Here is a 20636-nt window from a genome sequence, read left to right as displayed (position 1 = left end):
TAGACAGCTCCACTCCACGCCGGGAGGTCTTCACCTATCAAGAACATTCACTTCGTGTCGTCGCACGATCTCGACCAACGTGCCTGGTCAGTACACCTAGCTGAGCCCTGATGGGAGCGGCAGCCGGTGCAGTACGTCGAGCCGGGAGACTGCTCTGGTGAGGACGACGTAGAGCCGATTGAGGCCGCGGGGTTCGGATGCGACGATGTCCGCCGGCTCGACCGCGATCACATGGTCGTACTCGAGCCCCTTGGCCATGCTCGCCGGTACGACTGTCACCGGGCCGTCACCATCGGCTGCGACCACCTCGATCCCCGCCGTCTTCAGCGCATCGGTCAACGCTGGTAGTTCGTGGTCGGCAGCGATCACGCCGACCGAGCCTTCCTGTGCGAGCGCCCGCTGCACGCTCTCGACCACCCCGGCCGCAAGGTCGTTGACCTGGCTGATGGTCAGCTCACCGTCGGAGCGGAACGACGTCGTGGGTGGAACGTCGACGTGGAGGGACGCCAGCAGACGGTTCGCCAGCTCGACCACAGCAGCGGGCACGCGATAACCGGTGCTCAGGGCAACTATCTCTGCCGTTGGTTTCCCGAGGTGGCCGAGCTGGCTGGGCCAGTCGGTCGCGGCCCAGGTCGTCGTGCCTTGAGCCAGGTCGCCGAGCACGGTCAGCGAACTGTGCTCGCTGCGCCGCGCGATCGCACGGCACTGCATGGGGGAGAGGTCCTGCGCCTCGTCCACGATCACGTGCCCGTACGTCGGCCCGCGCTCGAGCAACGCACTCACCTCATCGAGCAGTACCGCGTCCGCCGCCGTCCACCGTGCGCTCTTCGCCTTCCGCGGCCTCGGCCACCTGATCGCGGCCAACTCGTCCGCGGTCAGGATCCCGTGCGCGGCAGCTGCTGGATCGCTCAGCACCTCGGCCAGTACCTCGTCGGCCCTCAGCTGTGGCCACACCGCCTCGACATCAGGCGTCACCGCCCGCGCCATCCGGCGCAGCCAAACCCCGTTGCAGTTCTGCCCGCGAGCCTCCGCCTGCCGTTGCAACGCCGCGACGAGCCGCGCGATCACCCGCTCGCGACCGGTGAGGTACGTCGTCGCGTCCGCCTCGGCCTCCACCACCATCTCGGCGAACTCGTGCTGGTTGACGCGCCATTTGTACGACTCGTCGCGCACCTCGACCGCCTGCGTCGGACGACCGATCCGCGCGTACACCGCCTTCCGCAGTACGTCGGCCATCCGCACGTCGTGCTTCACCTCGGCGGCCGTCTGCTCGTCTGTCGCACGGACCTCGCGATCCAGCAGTTGCTCGATCGTCGTCTGCTCGACGTCCACCTCGCCCAGCGTCGGGAGGACGGCGGAGATGTAATGCAGGAACGCCCGGTTCGGACCGAGCACGAGTACGCCGTTGCGCGTCAACCGGGACCGGTGCGCGTAGAGGAGATACGCCGCCCGGTGCAGGCCGACCGCCGTCTTCCCGGTCCCGGGTGCGCCTTGCACGCAGACCGAGACGTCGAGGTCGGTCCGCACGAGCGTGTCCTGGTCCGGCTGGATCGTCGCGACGATGTCCCGCATCGGGCCGACACGGGCACGCTCGATCTCGCGGCGTACAAGCTCGCTGTCTGCCTGCTCACCCGCGGTCAGGCGCTCGTCCTCGAAGCTGGTCAGCGTCTGACCGGACCAGCCGAACCGGCGGCGGGTCTCGATCCCGCGCGGCTCCACAGCCGACGCCTGGTAGAACGCGGCCGATACCGGCGCACGCCAGTCGATCACCATCGGCGGCCGGCCGATCGCGTCCGAGATGTGCCGCCGCCCGAGGTAGTACGCCTGCCGGCTGTGCTCACCCGCACCTGAGTCGGCGGCGCCGTAGGCGATCACACCGAAGAACGGCGGATTGTCGCCCTCCTCGCCCATGTCGCGCGCGAGCGTCTTCAGGTAGAACCCCAGCCGCTCGGCCGTATACCGGTCGCCCCACGTGTGCTCGCCGATCGCCACGTTCTCCCGGGCGCCGGCCACCATTCGCCGCAGTGCCTCCCGGCAGCGCTCGGCGTACTCGCGCTCCGAAGCCAGATCCCGCATCCGCCCCTCCACAAAAGATTAACTCGGTCAATCTTTTGCCTAGGTTAACATGTTGACTGTGACCGGACTTCGCGAGCGCAAGAAGCAGCAGACGTACGACGCCCTGTCCGAGGCGGCCATCGCGCTGTTCCTGAAGCGTGGTTTCGACGAGGTCTCGGTGACCGACATCGCCGAAGCGGCGAACGTCTCCAAGCCGACCCTGTTCAAGTACTTCCCGACCAAGCAGGACCTCGTCCTGCACCGAATCGCCGACCACCGCCACGAGTCGGCGCGGGTCGTGGCAGCTGCCGGAGTCCCACCGGTCCAGGCGCTCCGGGAGCACTTCCTCGCCGGCCTCACCGCCCGCGACCCGATCACCGGCCTGAACGACCACCCGCAGGTCCTTGCCTACTACAAGCTCGTCTTCACCACACCCGCTCTCACGACGCGGCTCCACCAGTTCATGGACGACGACGAGCGCGCACTCGCCGAAGCTCTCGGAGGTGACCTCAAAGGCGAGCTCCTGGCTGCCCAAGCGGTCTCCGTCCAGCGAGTCCTGTCCCGCCGCAACTGGGAGGTCATCACCGCCGGCCAACGCGCCGCGGATCGCTACCTGGACGCAGTGACCGAAGCGGAAACAGCCTTCGACGGCCTGCCGATAGGGTGACTGCTGTGACAGATGCGAGCAGGCGAGTGCTGGTGCTGAACGGACCGAACCTCGGGCGCCTGGGCTCCCGCGAGCCGGAGAAGTACGGTACGACGACGTTCGCCGAGCTGGTCGGGGTGTGCGAGAAGACCGGCGCCGAGCTCGGCTTCGAGGTCGAGGTACGGCAGACCGACGACGAGGCGGAGCTCGTCGGCTGGCTGCACGAGGCGGCCGACGAGCGGATTCCCGTCGTACTGAACCCGGCAGCGTTCACGCATTACTCGTACGCCCTGCGCGACGCGATCGCGCAGCGGACGGCACCGCTGATCGAGATCCACCTCACCAACCCCGCCACCCGCGAGGAGTTCCGGCACACCAGCGTCGTCGCCGGCGTCGCGACCGGGACCATCGCCGGCTTCGGCCTGGATTCGTACCGGCTCGCGCTCCGCGCACTCACCGGCCTGGATTCATAACCAAACTGCCCTTTCGGGCATCAGATGGTTGTGGGCAGACCTCAAAAGTGCTCGGGGAGTGACAGGTATGACGACACCGATCAATGGGCAACACCGTATTGCGGTCTGGGTCAAAGCGCTGGACCCGCTGGCGCAGTTCGGGTTGGTGCACACGCTCCGGCAATGCCCGGAGATCAGCCTGATCGACGACACCGACCTGGCCGCTCTGCTGTCCGGGCCGCCTGGGCCGCCTGGCCTGCCTGGCCTGTCCGGCCCGACGCAGTCAGGTGACCAGCGCACCACCCCGCCAGTGGTTGCGTTGATCGCCGTCGACTCGCTGGACGCCGGGGCCGTCCAGGTACTGCGGGCGGCCACCCAGCGCGGTTGCCGCCGAACCGTGCTGATCGGCAGCACGATCGACGACGACGCGCTGATGACCGCTGTGGAGCTGGGGGTGTCCGGCGTACTGCGCCGCACCGAGGCGACCGCTGACCGGATCGTGCACCTGGTGCAAGCCGCCGCTGCCGGGGACGGCAGCCTTCCGCCTGATCTCCTTGGCCGGTTGCTCGGCCACGTGTCGCGGATGGACCGGCACGTGCCGGCACCACGGGGACTGTCTCGCACCGGCCCGTCGCACACCGGTCTGTCCGACCGCGAGACGCAGGTACTGCGGTTGGTGGCCGACGGCAAGGACACACAGGAGATCGCCCGTGAGCTGTCCTACTCGGAGCGAACGGTGAAGAACGTCCTGCACGACGTGACCAGCCGGCTCCAGCTGAAGAACCGCACCCACGCCGTCGCGTACGCACTGCGCCAGGGCCTTATCTGAAACGCCTGAAGCAGCCGGCCCTCGCTCAGCAGCGGGGCCGGCTGTCTAATACCCGACGGTGAAGCGCTGCCTGATGTGTTCGGCCTGCTCGGCCTCGTCGACGAGCGCGATCGCGAAATCCTCCAGCGAGATCGTCGAGTTGCCCCGGGCATCGGTCACCAGATGGTCGTAGCCCTTCCGATAGCGTCCGGTTCGCTCGCCGGGCTCGAGGAGCGCAGGCGGACTCACGTACGTCCAGTCCAACCCGCCGGCTGCCCGCACGACGTCGTACTGCTCGTTGCAGGCCAGCGCGATCGGGCGCAGTTCGACCGGGAAGTCAGGTGAGTCGACCAACTGCACTTCGGTCCCCGGCACAATCAGACTGGCTGCACCGCCGACCAGGATCAGCCGGATGCCGCTCCCACGCAGTCCGATCAGCAGTCCCTTGGCAGCAGCGACGAGCTCGCTGTCCAGGGCGCGGCCGGGTCGCGCTGATCACCACGTCGTGCCCGGCGCTCAGCCGGGCGACGTCTTCCGGATCGGCTGCGTCACCGCGAACCGGACCCGAGCGGCCGACGGCGGTTACTTGGTGGCCGCGGGCAACTGCTTCCTGGGTGACTCGACCGCCGACGGCGCCGGCCGCACCCCAGACCAGGATCCTCATCACCGCTCCCCGGCTGAGACGAGGACGGGACCTTCGGCGGCGGGCGTCGGGCGGACCTTCCGGCGTACCTGGGCGGTTACGAGGGCGCCGAGGACGATCAGACCGCCGATGGCCTGCCAGATCGACAGGTGCTGGTCCAGCACGAGCCAGCCGAGTGTCGTCGCCATCACCGGGCTGAGCAGCCCCAGGAACGTCACCTCGGTCGGAGCGAGCTCGCGGAGTCCGCGGAACCACAGCGCGTACGCGACGGCGGATCCGAACAACGCCAGGTAGGAGTAGCCCGCGAGGTTCCGCAGGGTGAAGTCAGGTAGCGCGCCTTCGACCAGGAAGGCCACTGGCAGCAGCACCAGTCCACCGGCGACGAGTTGCCAGCCTGTGGTCGCCAGCAGGGGAGCGGGTGACGTCCAGCGCTTGCTGAGTACGACGCCGAACGCCATCACGACCGCGCCGCCGACAGCCGCGAGTACACCCAGCATGTCGAGTTGTGCGGTAGCCCGCAGTACCAGCAGGCCCACGCCGAACACGCCGGCGATGGCGGTGAGGACCGTGCGCAGCGACAGACGCTGCCGCAGCAGACCGGCCGACAGAACCGCGACTAGCAGCGGCTGGATCGCGCCGACCGTCGCGGCAACGCCGCCTGGCAGCCGATATGCGCCGACGAAGAGCAACGCGTTGAAGGCACCGATGTTGAGCGTGCCGAGGACCAGTGAGCGCCACCACCAGCTGCCGCGGGGAAGGACGCGGGTGATCGCGACCAGCAGGAGGCCGGCCGGCAGCGACCGGAGCAGCGCGGCCAGCAGCGGGCGATGAGGTGGGAGGAACTCTGTCGTGACCAGATAGGTCGTACCCCAGAGCAGCGGCGTGATCGCCGTGACCAGAAGAAGAGAGATTCGATTGCTTAGCACTAAGATAAAGTATCTCAGCGCTAAGCTACTTGCAATCCCTCAGCGCTAAGCAATCGGCAGTAGGCTGGGCGGATGGCAGATCACGTCGACCTGGTGCTCGAGCAATGGCGGGCGCGACGGCCGGATATCGATCCGTCGCCGATGGGGGTTATCGGCCGGCTGAGCCGGCTCAGCGCGCTGTTCGACGCCGAGCTGCGGCGGAACTTCGCGAAGTACGAGCTGGACCGTGCGTCCTTCGACGTACTGGCGACGCTGCGGCGCAGCAATGCGGAGCACAGCCTGACGCCGGCCGGGCTGATGCACTCGTCGATGGTGACGTCAGGGGCGATCAGTCAGCGGCTGGATCGGCTGGAGGCTCGCGGTCTGGTGACGCGCGCGCCCAGCGAGACCGACGGCCGCGGCGTACAGGTCACGCTGACGGCCAAGGGGCTGAAGCTGATCGACAAGGTGCTGCCGACTCACGTCGACACGGAGGCGCGACTGCTTGCCGGGCTGTCGGCGGCAGAACGCGACCAGTTGGCCGGCCTGCTGCGGACCCTGCTGGAATCCCTTGGGGACAAGCGGGACTAGCTGGGAGTCGTCCCGGGCCGTGGCGCGTTGCGGACGGTCTGCCAGAGCTCGTCGATGTCGGAGCGGTCCTCCGGCTCGGGCTTGTCGACCCAGCCGCTGGCCCAGACGTTCTCCTCGCGGTCGTCGAGGTTGAAGATCGACTCCGCGAACGCTGCCGAGCCGACGTACCGCCCGTCGTCCTCGTCCGGCTCGTTCTGGTCGTACTGGTCGTCCTGGTCGATCTGGTCGTCCTGGTCGGTGGTGCGGGGAGTCGTCTTGGGGGCGACGAGCGAGCGGGCGTACTTCTGCGCTTCGAGGATGCCCAGCTCGCGCTGCTCGCCGAGCAGCCGGATCGCGCCGACCTCGTTGTTCGCGTTCATCAGCGTCCGCACCTGGGCGTCCAGGTCCTGGTTCGACACCGGCAGGTGGCTCTGCTGCGGCCGATGCGCCGGCGGCTGGTACGGATTCGCGTTGTACTGGGCCGGCTGGTACTGGGCCGGCTGGTACTGGACGGGCGGCTGGTACACCCCGGTCGTCGGGTACTGCGCGGAGCCGCCCGGCAGCTGTGCCGCCTGGCCCGGGGAGGTCCGCTCGCCCAGATGACGTGGCTGGCGGCCGTTCTGCATCAGTCGCTCCAGCGCGGCCCCGACCTGCTGGCTGCCCGGCGCGCTCCCGGTCTGCGGAAAGGTGGACTGCTGGTTCTGCAGAGGTGCAGTCGGACCGCCCTGACCGGCCGCCTGGGTGTACTGACCGTGGAACTGCGCGGGCTGGTTGCCGCCCTGCTGGGCCTGGATCTTCTCGACCAGCGCCTGGACGCGCGGGTTCACCTTCCCGTTGGCGCGGTTGGACTGCTGCTTGGCCTTGTTGATCAGGCTCACGACGATCATCACCACGATGAAGATGATGAATCCGGTCATCGCAGGCCTCCTCCCGTGGACGGTCCGGCTCTCAGCGTAGAGCCCCCGGGGTCCGCGGAGTCGGAGGAACCGGAAGTGACCGCTACAATCGCTTGTTACCGCTGATCAATTTCGAAGGGCATACCCGCGTGGCAACGACGAACGACCTCAAGAACGGCATGGTGCTCGACCTGGACGGGCAGTTGTGGTCCGTCGTGTGGTTCCAGCATCACAAGCCGGGCAAGGGCGGCGCCATCGTCCGGACGAAGCTCAAGAACGTGCTGTCCGGCAAGGTGGTGGACAAGACCTTCAACGCCGACGTCAAGGTCGACGTGGCCACGGTCGACAAGCGTGACATGACCTACCTGTACAACGACGGGTCGTCGTTCGTGTTCATGGACAAGTCGACGTACGACCAGCTGCAGCTGCAGCCCGAGGTGGTCGGTGACGCCGTCCACTTCCTGCTGGAGAACCAGGACGCCATCGTCGCCGTGCACGACGACCTCCCGCTGTACGTCGAGCTCCCGGCCTCCGTCGAGCTCACCGTCGAGTACACCGAGCCGGGTCTGCAGGGCGACCGCTCCAGCGGCGGCACCAAGCCGGCCAAGCTCGAGACCGGGTACGACATCCAGGTCCCGCTGTTCCTGACCACTGGTGAGAAGGTCAAGGTGGACACCCGCACCGGGGACTACCTCGGCCGCGTCACCTCCTGAGGCCCTGACACACCTGAGAGAGCTGACAACAGAACATGTCTGCCCGTAGCAAGGCCCGCAAGCGCGCACTGGACGTGCTGTTCGAGTCCGAGGTCAGGGGGCTGCCGGTCGGCGGCACCCTGGCCGACCGGGTGGCCGACAACGACCCGCCGGTGAACGAGTTCACCGTGGCGCTGGTCGAAGGTGTCGCGAAGCACATCGAGCAGATCGACGACCTGCTCGAGACCCACTCGGTGGGCTGGACGCTGGACCGGATGCCGGCCGTGGACCGCAACATCCTCCGGATCGGGGCCTACGAGCTGCTGTTCGACGACCAGGTCCCGGACGTGGTCGCGGTGAGCGAGGCGGTCGCGCTGGCGTGCGATCTGTCGACGGACGAGTCGCCGGTCTTCGTGAACGGGCTGCTGGCGAGACTGCTGCAGCTGAAGCCCACACTGGGCGTCTGAGAGATTCGGGCGGTCGAGGAACGAGGGGGGCGAGCCCTCTCCGGGTTCCTCAGTGTGTCTGGCCCCGGTGACCGTCTCGGTACGGTCCCGGGCCGCCGATGCGTCCCCGTGCGCGGCTGGTGAGGTGGTACCTGCCGCTCGTACTGCGTGGTGTTGCTCGTCCTGCTCTGTTGGGTCAGATGGAGAAGGCGGGCGGCCGCGGGCCAGCTGCTACAAGCCCCGACCGTCTAATGCCTTCGATTGACGCTGGGCGTCAGGCGCCGGCTGCCTCGGACGATTCCTCGACCTCGCCCTTCGCCTCCGGGTTCAGCACGCCCCAGGAGATGAAACGCTCGGTCAGCGTCGTCGGCGACTCGTCGTAGATCACGGCGAGCGTCCGCATGTCGTCCTGCCGGATCGACAGGACCTTTCCGTTGTAGTCCCCACGCTGAGCCTGGATCGTGGCGGCGTACCGCGTCAGCGGACCCGCCTCGCTCGCGTCGAGGTGTTGCAGAGCCTCCAGGTCGAGGATCAACCGGGGCGGAGCGGCTGCAGCTGCGGCCGCGCTGGCGGAACCAGGGAGCAGTTCACGGATCGGCACGCCGTAGAAATCGGCGAGCTCCGCGAGCTTCTGGACCGTGACGGCTCGATCGCCGCGCTCGTAAGAGCCGACGACGACCGCCTTCCAGCGACCCTTGGACTTCTCTTCCACACCATGCAGCGACAGCCCTTGCTGCTGGCGGATGGCGCGTAGCTTGCCACCCAGTGTCTTCGCGTATTCGCTAGGCACGCTGGTCTTCCCTCCGACTAGTTTCGTCTTGTCCGGCCCGCAGGGTACGGCCCGAAAGGTGAAACCCCCCTCGATTACACAGAGTAACAATATTCTGGGTGCGAGGCCAGCGTCAAGACGGCGTGTCACATCCGATACCATGTCAAGCGGTCCGAACGTCCTTTAAAGACCCGTCCAGAGAGGCGGGAAAGGAGGAACGGTAGCGATGAGCCCTGCCCAGAGTGCAGAGCAACCCGAGTTCACGCAGCCGCCGCAACACAGCGGACGTGAGGTTCTCGACGCTTCCGACATTTCCCGGGCACTGACCCGGATCGCCCACGAGATTCTCGAGCGGAACCGCGGCGCCGACCCGGTCGTCCTGCTCGGCATCCCCACCCGCGGTGTCGCGCTCGCTCAGCGCGTCTCCGCCCGGATCCAGGCGGTTGAGGGGCAGAGCGTGCCCACGGGGTCACTCGATGTGACCATGTACCGCGACGACATCGGCCTCAAGCCGCCCCGCGGCCTGGAACACACCGACATCCCCGCGGACGGGATCGACGGCAAGGTCGTCGTCCTCGTCGACGACGTGCTGTTCTCCGGCCGCACCATCCGCGCGGCCCTCGACGCGCTCGGCGACATCGGCCGCCCGCGCGCGGTCCAGCTCGCGGTCCTGGTCGACCGCGGCCATCGCGAGTTGCCGATCCGCGCCGACTACGTCGGCAAGAACCTGCCCACCTCGCTGGTGGAGCGGGTCACGGTGCACCTCACCGAGTACGACGGGGAAGACGCCGTACTGATCGCAGACAAGGGGGCGAAGGGCTGATGAAGCATCTGCTGAGTGCCGGCGACCTGAGCCGCGACGAGGCCAATCTGATCCTCGACACCGCCGAGGAGATGCGGTCGCTGGCCGACCGCCCGATCAAGAAGCTGCCCGCGCTGCGCGGGCGGACCGTGGTCAACCTGTTCTTCGAGGACTCGACCCGGACCCGGATCTCGTTCGAGGCGGCCGCCAAGCGGCTGTCGGCGGATGTGATCAACTTCTCCGCCAAGGGCTCGAGCGTGAGCAAGGGCGAGAGCCTGAAGGACACCGCGCTGACGCTGCAGGCGATGGGCGCTGACGGCGTGGTCTGCCGGCACAGCTCCTCAGGCGCGCCGCATCTGCTGGCCAAGTCCGGCTGGATGACGGGCTCGGTGGTGAACGCCGGGGACGGCACCCACGAGCACCCGACCCAGGCGCTGCTCGACGCGTTCACGATGCGCCGCCACCTCGGCTCGCTGGACGGCCGCCGGATCACGATCGTCGGCGACGTCCTGCACTCGCGGGTCGCGCGGTCGAACGTGCTGCTGCTCTCCACGCTCGGCGCCGAGGTGACCGTGGTCGCGCCGCCGACGCTGCTGCCCGTCGACATGACGAGCTGGCCGTGCGCGACGTCGTACGACCTAGACGGTGCGCTGGCGAAGAGCGACGCGGTGATGATGCTGCGGGTGCAGCGGGAGCGGATGAACGACGCGTTCTTCCCGAGCGCCCGCGAGTACACGCGGCGGTACGGCCTCGACAAGTACCGGATGGCGCAGCTGCCGGACGAGGCGATCGTGCTGCACCCCGGTCCGATGAACCGCGGGATGGAGATCAGCGCCGAGGTCGCGGACTCCACCCGCTCGGTGATCGTCGAGCAGGTCACGAACGGCGTGGCCATCCGCATGGCCGTCCTTTATCTGCTGTTGTCAGGTAGTAACGAAGAGGAGCAGACCGCGTGAGCGAGCGGAGCGAGTTCACCATTCAACACAGTCCGTTTCGCGCCTCGTCGGCGCCCGGAGCGAAGCGAGGACGTCGATGAGCTCATATCTGATCACCGGCGCGCGCATCGTTGTCGGTGAGGTGGCGGATCTGCTGATCAACAACGGCGAGATCGTTGCTGTCGGCACCAACCTCGAAACCCCCGCGGGTACGACGACCGTCGACGCGCAGGGCCTGGTCGCCCTGCCGGGTCTGGTCGACCTGCACACGCACCTGCGCGAGCCCGGCCGCGAGGACGCCGAGACCGTCCTGACCGGCACGCGGGCGGCGGCCAAGGGTGGCTTCACCGCGGTGTTCGCGATGGCCAACACCGACCCGGTCGCCGATACCGCGGGCGTCGTCGAGCAGGTCTGGCGCCTCGGCCGCGACGCCGGATACGCCGACGTGTTCCCGATCGGCGCGGTCACCGTCGGCCGGAAGGGCACGCAGCTCGCCGAACTCGGCGCGATGGCTGACTCGGCGGCCCGGGTCCGGGTCTTCTCCGACGACGGCGACTGTGTCTGGGACGCGGCGCTGATGCGGCGCGCCCTCGAGTACGTGAAGGCGTTCGACGGCGTGATCGCCCAGCACGCGCAGGAGCCGCGGCTGACCCAGGGCGCGCAGATGAACGAGGGCGCGCTGTCCGGCGTACTCGGTCTGACCGGCTGGCCGAGTGTCGCCGAGGAGGCGATCATCGCCCGCGACATCCTGCTCAACGCGCACGTCGGCTCGAAGCTGCACATCTGTCACCTGTCCACCAGAGGCTCGGTGGAGATCGTCCGCGCCGCCAAGCGCCGCGGGCTGGAGGTCACCGCCGAGGTCACGCCGCACCACCTGCTGCTGACCGAGGATCTGGCCGCCTCCTACAACCCGGTGTACAAGGTGAACCCGCCGCTGCGCACCAAGGACGACGTCGAGGCGGTTCGCGAGGGTCTGGCCGACGGCACGATCGACATCGTCGCCACCGACCACGCGCCGCACCCGGTGGAGGACAAGGACTGCGAGTGGAGCGCGGCCGCGTTCGGCATGACCGGGCTCGAGACGGCGCTCAGCGTCGTCCAGCACTCGATGATCGACACCAAGCTGCTGACCTGGGCCGAGGTCGCCGACCGGATGAGCTACCGCCCGGCCTCGATCGGCCAGATCTCCGACCACGGCCGTCCGCTCGAGGCCGGTGCGCCCGCGAACGTCGTCCTGTACGACCCCAGGGTCGAGCGGACCGTCGTGCCGGACGAGTCGGTGTCGCTGTCGCGGAACACACCGTTCGAGGGGATGACGCTGCCGGGCAAGGTGGTCGCGACATTCCTGCGCGGTACGCCGATCGTGCTCGAGGGTGAGCTGACTCGGTGAAGACCGTTCTTGGGATTCTCGGCACGCTGCTGGTGCTGGCAGCGGGCTACTTCGGCATGTACCGGGGCTGGCGGAACCGCCAGGCCCGGCAGTCCGACCTGGCGCCGCTGCCCACGGTGCCGGGGGAGGACAAGACCCGCGGCGTGGAGGGCGTGTACGTCGCGACCACGAGCGCCGGCGACTGGATGGACCGGATCGCCGTGCACGAACTGGGAGTCCGCAGCATCGCGGACCTGGCCGTCAGTGAGGCCGGCCTGATCTTCCACCGGCAGGGCGCGGCGGATGTGTTCATCCCCGCGGACCATTTGACCGGCGTACGGACCGACCGCGGGATCGCCGGCAAGGTGACCGCGGAGAAGTCCGGCCTGGTCGTGGTCACCTGGACGCATGACGGCCGCGAGCTCGACACCGGGTTCCGCCCGCGTCGCAAGGCCGATACCGCCGCCCTGACCGAATCCATCGCAACACTGATCGGAGCCGAGCAAAGATGAGCCAGCCCGCACTCCTGGTCCTCGAGGACGGCCGGTCGTTCGCCGGCACGTCGTACGGGGCGACCGGCGAGACCTACGGCGAGGCGGTGTTCACCACCGGGATGACCGGTTACCAGGAGACGCTGACCGACCCGTCGTACCACCGGCAGATCGTCACCCAGACCGCGCCGCACATCGGCAACACCGGTGTGAACGACGAGGACGACGAGTCGCAGCGGATCTGGGTCGCCGGGTACGTCGTCCGCGACCCGGCCCGCGTCCCGTCCAACTGGCGCGCCAAGCGATCCCTGGACGACCAACTGAAGAGCCAGGGGATCGTCGGGATCTCCGGAATCGACACCCGCGCGTTGACCCGGCACCTGCGTGAGCGCGGCGCGATGCGGGCGGGGATCTCCACCGAGATCCTGGACCCTGCGGCCCTGCTGGCGAAGGTCCTGCAGCAGCCGCCGATGGCCGGCGCGGACCTCGCCGACGAGGTCACCACCCCCGAGACGTACGTCGTACCGGCCGAGGGCGAGAAGCGGTTCACCGTGGTCGCGCTCGACCTCGGGATCAAGTCGATGACGCCGAAGCGGATGGCCGAGCGCGGCATCGAGGTCCACGTGATGCCCGCCACCGCCTCGCTGGACGAAGTACTCGCGGTCAACCCGGACGGCATCTTCATGAGCAACGGGCCGGGCGACCCGGAGACCACCGAGCACCCGACCACGCTGCTGAAGCAGTTGCTCGAGCAGAACAAGCCGTACTTCGGGATCTGCTTCGGCAACCAGGTGTTCGGCCGGGCGCTGGGCCTGGGGACCTTCAAGCTGAAGTACGGACACCGCGGCATCAACCAGCCGGTGCTCGACCGGGCCACCGGGAAGGTGGAGATCACCGCGCAGAACCACGGGTTCGCGGTCGACGCGCCGATCGACTCGGTGGTCGAGACGCCGTACGGCACGGCCGAGGTCAGCCATGTGTCGCTGAACGACAACGTGGTCGAAGGATTGCGGCTCACCGGCAAGGACGGCCGCGTGCTGGCGTTCTCCGTGCAGTACCACCCGGAGGCAGCGGCGGGTCCCCACGACTCCGCCTACCTGTTCGACCGGTTCATCGAGCTGATGGAAGGGCGGAACTGATGCCGCGGCGGACAGATATCGAGTCGGTCCTGGTGATCGGCTCCGGCCCGATCGTGATCGGTCAGGCCTGCGAGTTCGACTACTCCGGCACGCAGGCCTGCCGGGTACTGCGCGAAGAGGGCTTCCGCGTCGTGCTGGTGAACTCCAACCCGGCCACGATCATGACGGACCCGGAGTTCGCCGACGCGACGTACGTCGAGCCGATCACGCCGGAGTTCGTCGAGAAGGTGATCGAGAAGGAGCGCCCGAACGCGCTGCTTGCCACCCTCGGCGGCCAGACCGCGCTGAACGCGGCGATCGCCCTGCACGAGAACGGCGTGCTCGAGAAGTACGGCGTGGAGCTGATCGGCGCGTCGGTCGACGCGATCCAGCGCGGTGAGAACCGCGAGTCGTTCAAGCACATCGTCGAGAAGCTCGGCGCGTCGGTGGCCCGGTCGGTGATCTGCCACACGCTGGACGACGTGATGGGCGCCGCGGACCAGCTCGGGTACCCGCTGGTCGTACGGCCGTCGTTCACGATGGGCGGCGTCGGCTCGGGTATGGCCTACGACGAGGCCGACCTGCGCCGGATCGCCGGCGCCGGCCTGCACGCGTCGCCGACGACCGAGGTCCTGATCGAGGAGTCGATCCTCGGCTGGAAGGAGTACGAGCTGGAGGTGATGCGCGACAAGGCCGACAACGTCGTGATCATCTGCTCGATCGAGAACCTCGACCCGATGGGCGTGCACACCGGCGACTCGGTCACGGTCGCGCCCGCGATGACGCTGACCGACCGCGAGTACCAGGTCATGCGGGACCTTGCCATCGGCATCATCCGCGAGGTCGGCGTCGACACCGGCGGCTGCAACATCCAGTTCGCGGTCAACCCGGCCGACGGCCGGCTGATCGTGATCGAGATGAACCCGCGGGTGTCCCGCTCGTCCGCGCTGGCGTCGAAGGCGACCGGCTTCCCGATCGCGAAGATCGCCGCGAAGGTTGCCATCGGCTACACGCTGGACGAGATCCCGAACGACATCACCAAGCAGACGCCGGCCAGCTTCGAGCCGACGCTGGACTACGTGGTGGTGAAGGTGCCGCGGTTCGCGTTCGAGAAGTTCCCGGCCGCGGACGCCACGCTGACCACGCACATGAAGAGCGTCGGCGAGGCGATGGCGATCGGCCGCAACTTCACCGAGGCGCTGCAGAAGGCGCTGCGGTCGCTGGAGAAGCCGGAGGCCCGGTTCTCCTGGGCCGGTCACCCGGCCAGCGACCTGGAGTCGCTGCTGGAGAGGATCAAGACACCGCAGGACGGCCGGCTGCGGATCATCATGGACGCGATCCGGGCGGGTGCGACTCCCGAGCAGATCTTCGACGCGACCAAGATCGACCCGTGGTTCGTGGACCAGCTGTACCTGCTGCACGAGACCGCGCTGCAGGTCGCCGCCGCGCCGCGGCTCACGCCCGAGGTCATCAAGCTGGCCAAGCGGCACGGGTTCTCGGACCTGCAGCTGGCCGAGATCCGCGGGCTCACCGAGGACGTCGTCCGCGGCGTACGGCAAGCGCTCGGGATCAGGCCGGTCTACAAGACGGTCGACACCTGTGCAGCCGAGTTCAAGGCCGAGACGCCGTACCACTACTCGTCGTACGACGAGGAGTCCGAGGTCGCGCCGCGGACCGAGCCGGCCGTGCTCATCCTGGGCTCCGGGCCGAACCGGATCGGACAGGGGATCGAGTTCGACTACTCCTGCGTGCACGCGTCGATGGCGCTGCGTGAGGCCGGGTACTGCACGGTGATGGTGAACTGCAACCCGGAGACGGTCTCGACCGACTACGACACCTCCGACCGGCTCTACTTCGAGCCACTCACCTGCGAGGACGTCCTCGAGATCGTGTACGCCGAGATGCAGGCCGGCCCGGTGGCGGGCGTGATCGTGCAGCTCGGCGGCCAGACGCCGCTCGGGTTGGCGCAGCGGCTCGCGGACGCCGGCGTACCGATCGTTGGGACGTCGCCGGAGGCCATTCACCTGGCCGAGGAGCGCGGCGCGTTCGGCAAGGTGCTCGCGGAGGCCCAGCTGCCGGCGCCGAAGCACGGTACGGCGCTGTCGGCCGACGAGGCGCAGGCGGTGGCCGAGGAGATCGGGTTCCCGGTGCTCGTGCGGCCGTCGTACGTGCTGGGCGGACGCGGGATGGAGATCGTGTACAGCTCGTCGGAGCTGTCGGCCGCGCTGGAGCGGCTGGGCGGCGGCGAGGCGTTCGAGCACCCGGTGCTGATCGACCGGTTCCTCGACGACGCGGTCGAGATCGACGTCGACGGGCTGTTCGACGGCGAGGAGCTCTTCCTCGGCGGCGTGATGGAGCACATCGAGGAGGCCGGGGTCCACTCGGGCGACTCGTCCTGCGCGCTGCCGCCGATCACGCTCGGGAACGCGGATATCGAGAAGCTCCGGACGTCCACCGAAGCGATCGCGCGCGGGGTCGGCGTCCGCGGGCTGATCAACATCCAGTACGCGCTCGCCGGCGATGTGCTGTATGTGCTGGAGGCGAACCCGCGGGCGTCGCGGACGGTGCCGTTCGTGTCGAAGGCGACCGCGACACCGCTGGCCAAGGCCGCGGCCCGGGTGATGCTCGGGGCAACCATCGCCGAGCTGCGGAGCGAAGGTTTGCTGCCGGCAACCGGTGACGGCGGCACGCTGCCGCCGACGACGCCGATCGCGGTGAAGGAAGCCGTGATGCCGTTCAACCGGTTCCGGACCATCGACGGCTCGTCGGTCGACACCGTGCTCGGCCCGGAGATGAAGTCGACCGGTGAGGTGATGGGCATCGACGACACCTTCGGTACGGCGTTCGCGAAGTCGCAGGCGGGGGCGTCGCAACCGCTGCCGATCGACGGCAAGGTGTTCGTCTCGGTCGCGAACCGGGACAAACGGCACATGATCTTCCCGGTCAAGCGGCTGGCGGATCTCGGCTTCCAGATCTACGCGACCGAAGGCACGGCCGACGTACTGCGGCGCAACGGCGTCGAGGCGGTCACGGTCCGCAAGAGCAGTCAGGGCCCCGGCCCGAACGGCGAGCCGACGATCGTCCAGATGGTCCAGGACGGCGAGCTCAACCTGATCGTCAACACCCCGATCGGTATCACCCAGGGCGGTTCGCCGCGCCTCGACGGCTACGAGATCCGCAGCGCCGCGGTAGCACGCAACATCCCGTGCATCACGACGGTCCAGGGCCTGGCAGCCGCCGTCCAGGGCATCGAGGCCCAGCGCGCCGGCGACATCGGCGTACGGTCGCTCCAGGACTGGGTGCCGAGGATCCATGGTGTATAGGCGGGTAGTCAGGCCGGTCCTGTACCGGCTGGGTCGCGGTGACGCGGAGGTCGCCCACGAGCAGACGCTGAAGGGGATGCGCCTGCTGGGGCGCATCCCCGGCGGTCCTGCGCTGGGGTCCCGGATGTTCGGGTCGGCGGCACCGCGTTCGGTCTTCGGCCTGACGTTCCCGTCGCCGGTCGGGCTGGCTGCCGGGATGGACAAGAACGGGATCGCGCTGCGGGCCTGGCCCGCGGTCGGCTTCGGCTTCGTCGAGGTCGGCACCGTCACCGCGCATCCGCAGCCGGGTAACGAGAAGCCCCGGCTGTTCCGGTTGGTCGAGCACGAGGCCGTCATCAACCGGATGGGCTTCAACAACCTCGGCTCCGAAGCGCTGGCGAACCGACTCGCGGCGTACGGCGAACTCGGCTACCCGCTCGGCATCTCGATCGGCAAGTCCAAGATCACTCCGCTCGAGGACGCGGTCGAGGACTACGTGACGTCCCTACGCCGCCTCTACCGGTACGGCGACTACTTCGCCGTGAACGTCTCCTCACCGAACACCCCCGGCCTGCGCTCGCTCCAGGACGCGGGCCACCTCCGTGAGCTTCTCGCCGCTCTGCACGCCGAGGCCGCTTCGCTGTCCGTTGCCGGGCTCGATCCGAAGCCGATCCTGGTGAAGATCGCACCCGACCTGACGACGTCCGCGATCGACGAACTGCTCCAGGTCTGCACCGACGGACACGTCGCCGGCATCATCGCCACCAACACCACCATCGATCGGGCGGGCGTCTCGGATCATCCGTTGGCCGGCGAGACCGGGGGCCTGTCGGGGCGCCCACTGGCGGAGATCGCAGCGAAGACCGTCGCCCACATTCACAACGAGACCGGGGGAGCGATGCCGATCATCGGCGTGGGAGGGATCGTCGAACCGTCCGACGCCACCCGCCTGTTCGACGCCGGCGCCAGCCTGGTCCAGGTCTACACCGGCCTGATCTACCGCGGCCCCGGCCTGATCCGGGCCATCAACAGGAGCTTGCCGTGAGCAACCAAATAGTGGGGAGCGACATGCGTAACAAGCCGTTCGGCGCGCGTCTGCGCGCGGCCATGGACACCCGCGGGCCACTCTGCGTCGGCATCGACCCACACCAGCACCTGCTCGACGCCTGGGGCCTGCCGGACACAGCAGAAGGCCTGGCCTCGTTCACGTACGGCGTCGTCGACGCGCTCGCCGACCGGGTCGCGGTGTTCAAGCCGCAGTCCGCGTTCTTCGAGCGGTTCGGGTCGGCCGGCATCGCCGTACTCGAGCAGGCCACGATCCGGCTGCGGGACGCCGGTGCGCTGGTGATCATCGACGCGAAGCGCGGAGACATCGGCAGCACGATGGGCGGCTACGCGGCGGCGTACCTGGCCGAGAAGGGTCCGCTGGCGTGCGACGCGCTGACGGTCAGCCCGTACCTGGGCTTCGGCTCGCTGCAGCCGGCCATCGACGTGGCGCGAGAGTCCGGCGCCGGCCTGTTCGTCCTGGCCCTGACCTCCAACCCGGAGGGTCCGCAGTTCCAGACGGCTCGCACCGCCGACGGCCCGACCGTCGCAGGCGCGGTCCTCGACGGCCTGCGCGGCCTCAACGCGGACGCCGACGACCTCGGCTCGTTCGGGGCAGTGGTTGGCGCGACCATCAGCTCCACCGACGAGAACCTCGACATCAACGGCCCCCTGCTCGCCCCCGGCCTCGGCGCCCAGGGCGGCACCGCCGAGGGCCTGACGAAGGTCTTCGGCACGGCAGTCCGCAACGTCGTACCGTCAAGCTCTCGCGAGATCCTCGGCGCCGGCCCGACCGGCCTGCAGGCCGCGGCCGACCGGGCAAACGACTCCTATCGGACGGTCCTCGGGTACTAGTCTTCGGTGGCATGTCTGGTCTGGGGATTTGCGAGCGGTTCTACCAGGACGTCGTCCGGCCGCAGGTGGATGTGCCGCACAGCGCGGCGTTGCTGGGCCGCGGCTCGGAGGTGCTCGGCTTCGACGACGAGATGTCGAGCGACCACGACTACCAAGCGCGCGTGCTGCTGTTCGTCGCGGAGGGAGTCGACCTGCGGCCAGAGCTGCCGGCGACGTTCGAAGGCTGTCCGACGCAGGTCTACGTGCATACCCTCCGCAAGTACTTTGCCGACCAGTTGGCGTTCGACATCGACGCCGAGCTCACCCCGCAGGATTGGCTGACGTTTCCCGAGTCGATTCTTCGGCAGCACACGGCCGGTGGCGTGTTCCACGACGACCTCGGTCTCGAGGCGATCCGTGAGCGGCTGGCCTACTACCCGGACGATGTGTGGCGCTATCTGATGATCACCGCATGGTGGCGGGTCCATCCGGAGATGAACCTGGTCGGCCGTGTCGGGTACGTCGGGGACGAGCTCGGGTCCGCGCTGATCGGCGCGCAGCTCGTCCACGACCTCATGCAGTTGTGTTTCCTGATCGAGCGCACCTACGCGCCGTACCGGAAATGGTTCGGTACGGCGTTCGATCGCCTGTCGTGCGGCCCGACCCTGACGCCGCTGCTGCGCGAGGTGCTGCGGGCCGAAACGTGGCAGCAACGCGAAGAGGCGCTGATGGCGGCCTATCGCGGTGTCGCCGATCTACACAACCGATCGGCCATCACCACGCCGATCGAGCTCGGTGTGGAGCAGATGTGCGGCCGGCCCTTCAAGGTCGTCTGGGGAGACTTCATCGGCAAGCTCACAGCCGACCTCCAGGACCCCGCCGTACTGCGGATCTACGAGCGCTGGCCCGTCGGCGGCCCCGAGCAGATCCGCGACACGCTGTGGAAGCCCATCGATCGCCGTCAGGCGCTGGACTTCTTGTAGAGCGTCGTCAGCAGCTCGACGGCCGCCTGGGTGGCCGGATGCGGGTCCTCGCGATGCCAGATCAGGTGTACGTCGACCGGCGGTGCGTCGCGCAGGGGCCGGTAGACGACACCATCCCGCCGGTACTGCGTCGTCGTCGCCTGGGGCGTCACGCCGACGCACCGGCCGGAGGCGATGGCGGCCAGCCAGTCGTCGACGTCGTGGGTGAACTCGATCCGCGGTCGCGCGTCCTCCGACCAGAGCTCGATCGTGGTGCTTCCGGTCCGGCGGTCGATCACGATCGTCCGGTCGGCGATCTGCGCGAGCGTGAGCGATCGTTTGCGCGCCAGCGCGACATCGGCCGGCAGTACGCCGTACCGCGGCTCCTGGGTCAGCAAGACGTGACCGAACCTGCTCAGGTCGAGGTGGGTCCGGACGACGGCCAGGTCGCACAGACCTTCGGTGAGGCCGCCGGTGGCTGTGTTCGTGCGGATCAGTTGCAGCTCGACCTCAGGATGCGCGGCAGCCCATCGGCGCTGGAACTCTGTCGTATGCCGGCCGAACGCCGACCACGCGTGCCCGACACGCAGCCGGGTGTGGCCGCTGGTCGCCTCAGTGACCAGTACGTCGATCTCGGCCAGGATCTGCCGGGCCCTCGCGAGGACTTGGACGCCTGCGGTCGTCGGCGTGATCGACCGGCTGGTCCGATGCAGCAGGCGTACGCCGAGCTGCTGTTCCAGGGCCAGCAGGCTCCGCGACACCGCGGCCTGGGAGATCCCGAGCTCGATCGCCGCATCGGTAAACGTCCCGTTGTCGACGATCGCGACCAGGCAGCGCAGGTGCCGCAGCTCAAGATCCATGACTCCAGCGTATAGATCGCCCCGCGCCCGCATTTTG

At 68.5% G+C, this 20636-nt stretch carries 22 protein-coding genes; 15 read left to right on the top strand and 7 right to left on the bottom strand.

The annotated features are described in order from the left end of the window. Window positions 1-96: 96 nt before the first annotated feature. Window positions 97-2076, bottom strand: a complete 1980-nt coding sequence (locus AB0J62_RS16215; RefSeq protein ID WP_363870424.1) for an AAA family ATPase — start codon at window positions 2074-2076, stop codon at window positions 97-99. A 58-nt stretch (window positions 2077-2134) separates the two neighbouring features. On the opposite strand from AB0J62_RS16215, the gene AB0J62_RS16210 reads away from it, so the two are divergent. The 3 genes from AB0J62_RS16210 to AB0J62_RS16200 all read left to right on the top strand — a co-directional run bounded on the left by AB0J62_RS16210 (window position 2135) and on the right by AB0J62_RS16200 (window position 3982). Beyond that, entirely contained in the window at window positions 2135-2722 is a 588-nt protein-coding gene (locus AB0J62_RS16210) for a TetR family transcriptional regulator (protein ID WP_363870421.1), read from the top strand. A gap of 5 nt (window positions 2723-2727) precedes the next feature. Then, window positions 2728-3174: a type II 3-dehydroquinate dehydratase gene (gene aroQ, locus AB0J62_RS16205; protein ID WP_363870418.1), complete on the top strand. Its 447-nt coding sequence runs from the start codon at window positions 2728-2730 to the stop codon at window positions 3172-3174. A gap of 67 nt (window positions 3175-3241) precedes the next feature. Further along, a complete protein-coding gene (locus AB0J62_RS16200; protein ID WP_363870415.1) occupies window positions 3242-3982 on the top strand; it encodes a response regulator transcription factor in 741 nt (246 codons plus the stop codon). 45 nt (window positions 3983-4027) lie between these two features. Here AB0J62_RS16200 and AB0J62_RS16195 read toward each other — a convergent pair whose 3' ends face one another. The 3 genes from AB0J62_RS16195 to AB0J62_RS16185 are packed head-to-tail and all read right to left on the bottom strand — an operon-like array spanning window position 4028 to window position 5530. After that, window positions 4028-4336, bottom strand: a complete 309-nt coding sequence (locus tag AB0J62_RS16195) for a hypothetical protein (protein WP_363870472.1) — start codon at window positions 4334-4336, stop codon at window positions 4028-4030. Further along, window positions 4299-4625 (bottom strand): NAD(P)H-binding protein, encoded by a 327-nt coding sequence (locus tag AB0J62_RS16190; protein WP_363870412.1) that lies wholly within the window; start codon window positions 4623-4625, stop codon window positions 4299-4301. The genes AB0J62_RS16195 and AB0J62_RS16190 overlap by 38 nt, the downstream gene beginning before the upstream one ends. Then, the gene (locus AB0J62_RS16185) at window positions 4625-5530 is read right to left on the bottom strand and encodes an EamA family transporter (protein ID WP_363870409.1); all 906 of its coding nucleotides are present in this window, start codon (window positions 5528-5530) and stop codon (window positions 4625-4627) included. Before AB0J62_RS16185 ends, AB0J62_RS16190 begins: the two co-directional genes overlap by 1 nt. Before the next feature lie 72 nt (window positions 5531-5602). On the opposite strand from AB0J62_RS16185, the gene AB0J62_RS16180 reads away from it, so the two are divergent. After that, on the top strand, window positions 5603-6100 hold the full coding sequence (locus AB0J62_RS16180) for a MarR family transcriptional regulator (protein ID WP_363870406.1): 498 nt from the start codon (window positions 5603-5605) through the stop codon (window positions 6098-6100). On the opposite strand, the gene AB0J62_RS16175 is transcribed toward AB0J62_RS16180, so the two are convergent. After that, window positions 6097-6996: a hypothetical protein gene (locus AB0J62_RS16175; protein ID WP_363870403.1), complete on the bottom strand. Its 900-nt coding sequence runs from the start codon at window positions 6994-6996 to the stop codon at window positions 6097-6099. The two genes, AB0J62_RS16180 and AB0J62_RS16175, sit on opposite strands and share 4 nt — an antisense overlap. Window positions 6997-7124: 128 nt before the next feature. Between AB0J62_RS16175 and efp the strand changes: the two genes are divergently transcribed. Next, complete coding sequence (gene efp, locus AB0J62_RS16170; RefSeq protein WP_363870400.1) at window positions 7125-7688, top strand: elongation factor P; 564 nt, start codon at window positions 7125-7127, stop codon at window positions 7686-7688. A 35-nt stretch (window positions 7689-7723) separates the two neighbouring features. Then, window positions 7724-8134: a transcription antitermination factor NusB gene (gene nusB / locus AB0J62_RS16165; protein ID WP_363870397.1), complete on the top strand. Its 411-nt coding sequence runs from the start codon at window positions 7724-7726 to the stop codon at window positions 8132-8134. Between the two features lie 253 nt (window positions 8135-8387). Here nusB and AB0J62_RS16160 read toward each other — a convergent pair whose 3' ends face one another. Beyond that, on the bottom strand, window positions 8388-8903 hold the full coding sequence (locus tag AB0J62_RS16160; RefSeq protein WP_130449595.1) for a transcriptional regulator: 516 nt from the start codon (window positions 8901-8903) through the stop codon (window positions 8388-8390). Between the two features lie 205 nt (window positions 8904-9108). Between AB0J62_RS16160 and pyrR the strand changes: the two genes are divergently transcribed. From pyrR to AB0J62_RS16115, 9 genes are all read left to right on the top strand, one after another. Beyond that, on the top strand, window positions 9109-9705 hold the full coding sequence (gene pyrR / locus AB0J62_RS16155; protein WP_134102595.1) for a bifunctional pyr operon transcriptional regulator/uracil phosphoribosyltransferase PyrR: 597 nt from the start codon (window positions 9109-9111) through the stop codon (window positions 9703-9705). Next, window positions 9705-10640, top strand: coding sequence for an aspartate carbamoyltransferase catalytic subunit (locus AB0J62_RS16150; RefSeq protein WP_363870391.1), 936 nt, complete (start codon window positions 9705-9707; stop codon window positions 10638-10640). Before pyrR ends, AB0J62_RS16150 begins: the two co-directional genes overlap by 1 nt. 76 nt (window positions 10641-10716) lie before the next feature. Continuing rightward, window positions 10717-12009, top strand: a complete 1293-nt coding sequence (locus tag AB0J62_RS16145; RefSeq protein ID WP_363870387.1) for a dihydroorotase — start codon at window positions 10717-10719, stop codon at window positions 12007-12009. Next, the gene (locus tag AB0J62_RS16140) at window positions 12006-12500 is read left to right on the top strand and encodes a hypothetical protein (RefSeq protein ID WP_363870384.1); all 495 of its coding nucleotides are present in this window, start codon (window positions 12006-12008) and stop codon (window positions 12498-12500) included. Before AB0J62_RS16145 ends, AB0J62_RS16140 begins: the two co-directional genes overlap by 4 nt. Continuing rightward, window positions 12497-13618: a glutamine-hydrolyzing carbamoyl-phosphate synthase small subunit gene (carA, locus tag AB0J62_RS16135; RefSeq protein ID WP_363870381.1), complete on the top strand. Its 1122-nt coding sequence runs from the start codon at window positions 12497-12499 to the stop codon at window positions 13616-13618. The genes AB0J62_RS16140 and carA overlap by 4 nt, the downstream gene beginning before the upstream one ends. Continuing rightward, window positions 13618-16920: a carbamoyl-phosphate synthase large subunit gene (gene carB, locus AB0J62_RS16130; protein WP_363870377.1), complete on the top strand. Its 3303-nt coding sequence runs from the start codon at window positions 13618-13620 to the stop codon at window positions 16918-16920. The genes carA and carB overlap by 1 nt, the downstream gene beginning before the upstream one ends. Next, window positions 16910-17944, top strand: a complete 1035-nt coding sequence (locus AB0J62_RS16125) for a quinone-dependent dihydroorotate dehydrogenase (protein ID WP_363870373.1) — start codon at window positions 16910-16912, stop codon at window positions 17942-17944. The genes carB and AB0J62_RS16125 overlap by 11 nt, the downstream gene beginning before the upstream one ends. A 23-nt stretch (window positions 17945-17967) precedes the next feature. Further along, window positions 17968-18798, top strand: a complete 831-nt coding sequence (gene pyrF / locus AB0J62_RS16120) for an orotidine-5'-phosphate decarboxylase (protein WP_363870370.1) — start codon at window positions 17968-17970, stop codon at window positions 18796-18798. Window positions 18799-18809: 11 nt separating this feature from the next. Further along, window positions 18810-19760, top strand: a complete 951-nt coding sequence (locus AB0J62_RS16115) for a DUF4037 domain-containing protein (protein WP_363870367.1) — start codon at window positions 18810-18812, stop codon at window positions 19758-19760. Here the strand turns inward: AB0J62_RS16115 and AB0J62_RS16110 are convergent. Further along, window positions 19739-20599 (bottom strand): LysR family transcriptional regulator, encoded by an 861-nt coding sequence (locus tag AB0J62_RS16110; protein WP_363870364.1) that lies wholly within the window; start codon window positions 20597-20599, stop codon window positions 19739-19741. The genes AB0J62_RS16115 and AB0J62_RS16110 overlap by 22 nt on opposite strands. Window positions 20600-20636 lie beyond the last annotated feature (37 nt).

It is taken from the genome of Kribbella sp. NPDC049584, assembly GCF_040675555.1.
Classification (GTDB): Bacteria; Actinomycetota; Actinomycetes; order Propionibacteriales; family Kribbellaceae; genus Kribbella.
This window is presented reverse-complemented; position numbering and strand designations above follow the sequence as displayed.